Source organism: Candidatus Deferrimicrobiaceae bacterium (assembly GCA_035256765.1).
In the GTDB taxonomy this organism is placed as follows: Bacteria; Desulfobacterota; Deferrimicrobia; order Deferrimicrobiales; family Deferrimicrobiaceae; genus CSP1-8.
The window spans coordinates 1-6492 of the sequence record DATEXR010000233.1 but is presented as its reverse complement, the minus strand read 5'-3'; the positions used below and the strand labels follow the sequence as shown (position 1 = coordinate 6492).

Sequence of the window (6492 nt, the reverse complement as noted above, 5' to 3'; positions counted from 1 at the left end):
TCGATCTTCGCCTGTTCCCTCGCGATCTGGAGACGATGAATGCAGAAGGTGCACTTCTCCACCACGCCGGCGGGGCGGACCGATACGTCCGGATTGGTCGTCTGGGCCATTCCGGGAGGCCATTCCGGCTTGTACCAGTTGAAGGATTTTACCGTGTAGGGGCAGGCGGCCATGCAGTAGCGGCACCCGATGCACTGGGGATAGATCTGCGCCACGATCCCTTCCTCATTGATATACGTGGCGCGCACCGGGCAGACTTTGGTGCAGGGGGGGTGGTCGCAATGCATGCAAGGCCTGGGGATCTGCCGTACCCGGAGGCGGGGATACTCCCCCTCGTAGATGGTGAGCATGTCCATCCAGAGCATGGTTCGCCCCATCTCCGATTCCTTGGGCGCCACGATGGCCACGTTGTTTTCCCGCTTGCAGGCGGCCGCGCATTCCCCGCAGCCGGTGCATTTCTGCAGATCGATCACCATCCCCCACTTCATCGGCGAGACTCCTTATTTGTTGATCTTCTCCACGCGGACAAGCGTCGATTGCCACGAGCTGCGCCCGCTCAAGGGGTCCACACGGTGGTCGAGCATCGCAATCGGGTTCGCTCCGATGTTTTTCGCATTCCTTCCTGATTCCGTGTGCCCCTGGCCGAACGGAACGGACAGGATTTCGGTGGACACCGTGGGGACGATCCGCACGGGGAGCGTCATCGTGCCTTTCCCGGAGACAACCCGGATCCGTTCCCCGTCCTCGAGCTTGAGGCGTGCGGCCCTCTCGGGATGCATCTCCGCCCAGGTTTGCCAGTACAGCCGGGAATGCAGCCCGAACATCTCCTGGAGAAGAGGCTGACCGGCCCCGTCGCCGGTCATGTTCATGAGCGTCGTAAAAGGGACAAGGAGAAAGGAATCGTGGCCATTCGGTCTCCGGATCCTCTCCTCGAGCCGCAAGTGAGGAGCCTTTTCGCTTTTTTCCCCTTCCCCCTCCGACCGGGGAATGGCGGTTTCCTTCAGCAGGGCCGCCAGGCGGGGGGCGGCCGGAAAGAGGAACTTCTTTTTCCTCTCCCAGTCCACTGCCGGATATTCCCCGGGATCCCACCAGCCCCCCTTTTCCTGGAGCAGGCGCCAGAAATCCGCGAAGGCCGGGTAGCTGTAAACCTGCCAGCCGCGTTTGCGCAAGTCCTCCAAAAACTCCAGGGAAACCGCCTCGAAGTACGGCGTCCCCTTTCCCGAGGCGAAGATCTCCTTCATCCGTGCCTGGACGTACTCTCCATAAGGTTTCTCGCCGCTCCCCGGGAACAGATCGACGCCCGTCTCCCTCGCGAGACGGAGGAGAATGTCCCCGAGGGGCTGCGCGCCCGATAACGGCGGGACGATCGGATGCTGCAGGCCCAGTTGGGAGAAGGGAAGATTCGGAGACGGCAAGGTCAGGTTCCACTGCTCCAGGGGGGTGGTCAGCGGCAGCACGAGATCGGCATAGGGAGAGGTGTCATCGACCAGCGTGGCGCACTGGACGACGAGAGGGATCCGGGAAAGCCAATCCTTCCAAGCATTCTGGTTTGACGCTTGGAACAACGGGTCGACCTGCGCGATCAGAAGCAGTTCCAGGTCGGGGATCTTCCCGGCCGCGGCAAGATCCGGCAGCTGCTCCGCGATCCAGGAAGCAGGCAGATCGGAACCGCGGGCGTACTGCGGCTTCCGGGAAAAAGTACCCGAACGGGGGGTGAAGGCGGAGACGGGGGACGGCCCCCAGGGGAGCGGCACCGGATCGCGCCACAGCCCTTTCGCGGAGAAGCTCCCGGCCAGGGCGTTGAGGCTCGCCACCGCCCACTGGGCGAGCAGCCCCGTTTCGCTCGAGGCCGAAGTCCCCCCGGCCAGGGCCAGGGGCGCCTTGGCGGATCCGAATTCCCGGGCGATCCTGAGGATGGTCTGCGCCGGCACCCCGGTGATGTCGGAAACCCGTTCAGGGGAATAGTCCCGGGTGACCAGGGTCCGGAAATCCTCGCCCCCTTTTCGGAAATCCTCGGAGTATCGGCCGATGAATTCCTGGTCTTCGGTCTTGTCCCTGAGGATCACGTACGCCAGCCCCAAGGCGAGAACCCCCATGCTTCCCGGCCGGATCTGCACCCATTCGGTGGCGTTTCTGCCGGACTGGGACATGCGCGCGTCGACATGGACCATCTTCAGGCCCGTTCGCGCCCGCTCCGCCTTCAATCCTCCGTAGATTCGGTTGAAGTACACCGGGGACAGAGGCTCCTCCAACAGGTTCGCGCCGAACGTGATGAGGTAATCCGTCCGCTTCAGGTCGAAGGCGAAGGGGGGATATTCCCCTGACCCCTGCCAGAAACCCAGCTCGTTGACGCTTAAGGGACGCCAGGGGAAGAAATGGGAAGACCCCAGACGGGAGGTGAAGTCCCCCGCAAACTGCGTCAGCAGCGTATTTCCGTCTCCCATCAGGAACCCGAACCGGCCGGGTTGTTTTCCCCCTCTCTGCTCCCGGAGCGCCAGGGAGATCTGCTTCATGGCGTCCTCCCAGGGAACAGGATCCCATCCGTGCTCTCCCTTCTTCCCCTTGCGCCGCAAGGGCTTGGTTATCCGGTCGGGATGGTAGAGGAGTTCGAGCCCGGCCTCCCCCATCGGGCAGATAAATCCGTTGTTCACCGGGGCGATCGGGTTGCCGAGAATACGGACCGGTATGTCGTCGATCAGCCGCACGCGAATGCCGCATCCCGCCGGGCATTGCCCGCAGGTGGACACCTTCCACGTCTCGAGGCGGGGGCCGGATCGCAGCTTCTCCCTCCATTCGTCCGGGACTGCCCAGATCCGGGAGGCTCCCCCCGCGAGAGCGCCCGTAGCTCCCAGCAACTGAAGAAATTCGCGACGCGAGATTTTCATTTCCGGCTCCTGCGCGCTATCGATGACATGTCGTGCAGTCGGTATTTACCCGCTTTTTCTCATGGCACGAAATGCAAAATCGCATTTTAATCGGGTAAAACGGCTTGGAAAAAGGAAGGGTCATGTTATTTACATCGCCGTGACAATCCTGGCAGGCGACTTTTCCGAGCGAGACGTGCCTTCGGTGGGAAAAATAGGCATGGTCGGGCACTCGATGAACTTGGATCCACGGGATCGGTTGATTTTTCTTTATGTAACCAACCAGTTTCTCTTCTTCTTTGCTATCCGTCATTGCTTGTTCATGACAGTTCTTGCAAAACTGGATATTGGGGATGGAAGCTTTTTGATGGGTAAGTACTTGGGTGTGACAGTCAAAACAGTTAAGTCCTGCTTCTTCTATATGTTTTTTATGGTTATATGCGATAGGTTGGGAAAAACGTGCCGAATCCGAACAAGCGATGATAAAGGGAAGAAAAACAACGAGAATTCCAAACAATTTCCATTGTTTCATCGTATCTCCATGGAAATCGGGGGTGATCCTTTCATGCCGGATGACACCTGAACGCAACTCCCGGTTTGTCAGAAGACACAGTGTTTTACCTTTTAAGGCCCTCCATGTCAAGAACGATAGTTGAACAGGAGGTTTCCAAGCGGGAGGGAATGCGCTGCGGTGGGATGGGAATGCGGCGGTAAGGATCGATGCCCGGCCCCTCCCCGCCCGGGATCGATATAAATGAATATAAAACATGGGGTTTTCTCGGAATTCCATATCGGAAGGAAAGCACTCCGGGGTTGTGCATTCGATCCAAGGGGATGCCGATCATTGGGATTCTTTTTCCGTCGTTGACAACGATCGATTCATCGGATAGTCTGCTTTCCATTTTGGGGGAGGGGGTTCGGGAACTCCGCTCCTCTGAAACAGTGGTTTATCGAGCGGATAGGGACAGGGGATGCACCGGTCCTGCGAGAGAGAACGTCCCTCGTCATGTTTCCAAGGAGGATCGCCTCGTCGATGAAAAAGCCTTTCCCGAAGGTGCCCGACGCCCTGGCAAGGCTCCTGATCGTCTTCGCCGTAGTGATCGGCGTGACAATCGTCGTCGTGAAGTTCGTCATCCCCCCGCGCTTCAAGGACACGAACCTCCAATGGGCGGACACGGTCCAGCGGGAGAACGCCAAGCCGGTCCGGTACGCGGGGGCCGTCGCGTGTGCGGAGTGCCATGAGGAGGTCGTCGTTGAAAAGCGGAAAGGGTATCATCGGGACCTCTCGTGCGAAACGTGTCACGGCCCCGCGAAGATGCATACGGACGACCCGGACCAGGTGAAGCCGCCGGCGCCCCGGGACCGGAAGTTCTGCCCCCTCTGCCACACGTTCAATCCTTCCCGCCCGAGAGGGTTCCCGATGATCAACCCGGTGGCCCACAACCCGATGAAGCCGTGCTTTTCCTGCCACAACCCGCACGACCCGAAGCCGCCGACCGTTCCGCGGGAGTGCTCGGCGTGCCACGGCGAGATCGCGAGAACGCTCTCCGTGTCCCATCACGTCCAGCTCAAGTGCACAACGTGCCACACCGTGCCGGCCCAGCACCGGGTCTCCCCGAGGGTCATCAAGCCGACAAAACCCTCCAACCGGGACTTCTGCGGAAAGTGCCATGCGAAGGAATCGCCCTACAAGGGGTCCCCGAAGATCGATCTGGCCACCCACGGGGAGAAATACGTCTGCTGGCAGTGCCATTATCCCCACCTGCCGGAGGTGGACTGATGGACCGGAGATCGTTTCTGAAAAGGCTTCTTTCCTCCCTCGCCTTCTCGGGAGGCGTCCTCGGCGGATTCTTCCGGGTCCTCCCCGCGTGGGGGCAGGAGAAGGAAGAGCACGCCGGCAAGTTGTGGGGATTCGGGGTCTCCGTGGACAAGTGCATCGGATGCGCGCGGTGCGTCATCGCGTGCAAAACGGAGAACAACGTACCGAAGGAGCCGTTCTTCTACCGGACCTGGGTGGAGAGGTACATGATCCCGAAGACGGGGGAGGCGGTGGTCACCAACATCCACACGGGGCTGTCCCCGGACGCGGAAGTTCCCTCCCAGCCGATCTTCCGCAGTTTCTTCGTTCCGAAGCTGTGCAACCAGTGCGCGCATCCGCCTTGCGTGCAGGTCTGCCCCGTGGGCGCCACGTTCTCCACGGAGGACGGCGTCGTGCTCGTCAATGACAAGACGTGCATCGGCTGCCGGTACTGCATCCAGGCGTGTCCGTACGGGGCGAGGTACCTGCACCCGGCGACGAGCACCGCGGACAAATGCACTTTCTGCTATCACCGGCTCAACCGGGGGCTGCTCCCCGCGTGCGTCGAGGTCTGCCCGACCCAGGCGCGGGTCATCGGGGACATGAACAGCGCCGCCAGCCCCATGACCCGGTTCAAGCGGATGAACAAGATCTTCGTCCTCAAGCCGAATCTGAACACCGAGCCGAAGGTCCTCTATGCCAACATCGACGGAGAGGTGCGATGAACCCGGCCATGATGGAAAAGCTGCGCGAGATCCTGCCGCACATCACGGGGTACATCTATCCCAACGAGATCGAGGTCCACTGGGGGCTGCTCATCGTCGTGTACCCGTACATCACGGGGGTCGTCGCGGGGGCGTTCATCCTCGCCTCTCTCGTCAAGGTCTTCAATGTCAAGGAGGTCCAGCCCCTCTACCGGCTCGCCATGCTCACGGCGCTCGCCTTCCTGCTCGTCGCGCCGCTGTCGCTCGTGTCCCACCTGGGACACCCGTTCCGCGCCTACGAGATCTTCCTGACCCCGCAGACGAGCTCGGCGATGGCGATGTTCGGCTTCGTCTACGCCTGGTACCTCATGGTGGTCCTCCTGGTCGAGATCTGGTTCGACTACCGGAAGGACATGATCGTATGGTCGCGGGAGGAGACGGGCGTGATGAGGCATGTCCACCGGGTCCTCTCCCTCTTTTCGAAGGACATAAGCGACGAGGCGCTCCGGTTCGACAACCGGGCGCTCAAGGTGATCACCATCATCGGGATCCCCTCGGCGTTCCTCCTCCACGGGTACGTCGGCTTCATCTTCGGGTCGATCAAGGCGAACCCGTGGTGGAGTTCCGTCCTCATGCCGATCGTCTTCCTCTTCTCCGCGATCGTCTCCGGGATCGCGCTCGTGATCCTTCTCTACATGATCATCTACCCCATGATGGGAGGGAAGATCGACATGAAGTGCGTCGACAAGGGGATGTCCTTCCTCTTCTACGCCGTCATCGTCGACTTCTCGCTGGAGTTCGTCGACTTCATCCACCGGATTTACCAGAGCGAGGAGGAGATCAAAATCCTGGGCGAGCTGGTCATGAACAAACTCTTCTTCAGTCTGGTCATCGTCCAGGTCCTCATGGGGATGCTCTTCCCCTTGGGAGTCCTCTCCGCCATCAAGATCTTCCGGCGGTTCCGGGAGAGCGAGGAGCTTAGGAAGCTGCTCTACTTCGTCTCCCTGATCCTGATCCAGGGGGGGATCTTCTCCACGCGGTGGAACGTCGTGATCGGCGGGCAGATGTTCTCCAAGAGCTTCCGGGGGCTCACCACGTACAAGATGGAGTTCGGGGGGATCGAGGG

The 6492-nt window shown here is 60.6% G+C and carries 6 protein-coding genes; 4 read left to right on the top strand and 2 right to left on the bottom strand.

Going from position 1 to position 6492, the window contains the following annotated elements:
* Both VJ307_07920 and VJ307_07915 read right to left on the bottom strand, forming a co-directional pair.
* The coding region (locus tag VJ307_07920; GenBank protein ID HJX74070.1) for a 4Fe-4S dicluster domain-containing protein at positions 1–488 on the bottom strand (488 nt) is incomplete at its 3' end.
* 12 nt (positions 489–500) lie between these two features.
* Positions 501–2885 (bottom strand): molybdopterin-dependent oxidoreductase, encoded by a 2385-nt coding sequence (locus VJ307_07915; protein HJX74069.1) that lies wholly within the window; start codon positions 2883–2885, stop codon positions 501–503.
* Between the two features lie 61 nt (positions 2886–2946).
* Here VJ307_07915 and VJ307_07910 point away from each other — a divergent pair, with 61 nt between their 5' ends.
* From VJ307_07910 to nrfD, 4 genes are all read left to right on the top strand, one after another.
* The gene (locus VJ307_07910) at positions 2947–3447 is read left to right on the top strand and encodes a hypothetical protein (GenBank protein ID HJX74068.1); all 501 of its coding nucleotides are present in this window, start codon (positions 2947–2949) and stop codon (positions 3445–3447) included.
* A 450-nt stretch (positions 3448–3897) separates the two neighbouring features.
* Positions 3898–4644, top strand: coding sequence for a hypothetical protein (locus tag VJ307_07905; protein ID HJX74067.1), 747 nt, complete (start codon positions 3898–3900; stop codon positions 4642–4644).
* Positions 4644–5387, top strand: coding sequence for a 4Fe-4S dicluster domain-containing protein (locus VJ307_07900; protein HJX74066.1), 744 nt, complete (start codon positions 4644–4646; stop codon positions 5385–5387). The genes VJ307_07905 and VJ307_07900 overlap by 1 nt, the downstream gene beginning before the upstream one ends.
* Positions 5384–6492, top strand: a 1109-nt coding sequence (gene nrfD / locus VJ307_07895) for an NrfD/PsrC family molybdoenzyme membrane anchor subunit (protein HJX74065.1), incomplete at its 3' end; no start/stop codon positions are given. The genes VJ307_07900 and nrfD, both read left to right, overlap by 4 nt.

Coding starts and splice junctions, on each gene's coding strand:
- VJ307_07900 (HJX74066.1), top strand. CDS start 4,644: ATGGACCGGAGATCGTTTCTGAAAAGGCTTCTTTCCTCCCTCGCCTTC.
- VJ307_07910 (HJX74068.1), top strand. CDS start 2,947: ATGGCACGAAATGCAAAATCGCATTTTAATCGGGTAAAACGGCTTGGA.
- VJ307_07915 (HJX74069.1), bottom strand. CDS start 2,885: ATGAAAATCTCGCGTCGCGAATTTCTTCAGTTGCTGGGAGCTACGGGC.
- VJ307_07905 (HJX74067.1), top strand. CDS start 3,898: ATGAAAAAGCCTTTCCCGAAGGTGCCCGACGCCCTGGCAAGGCTCCTG.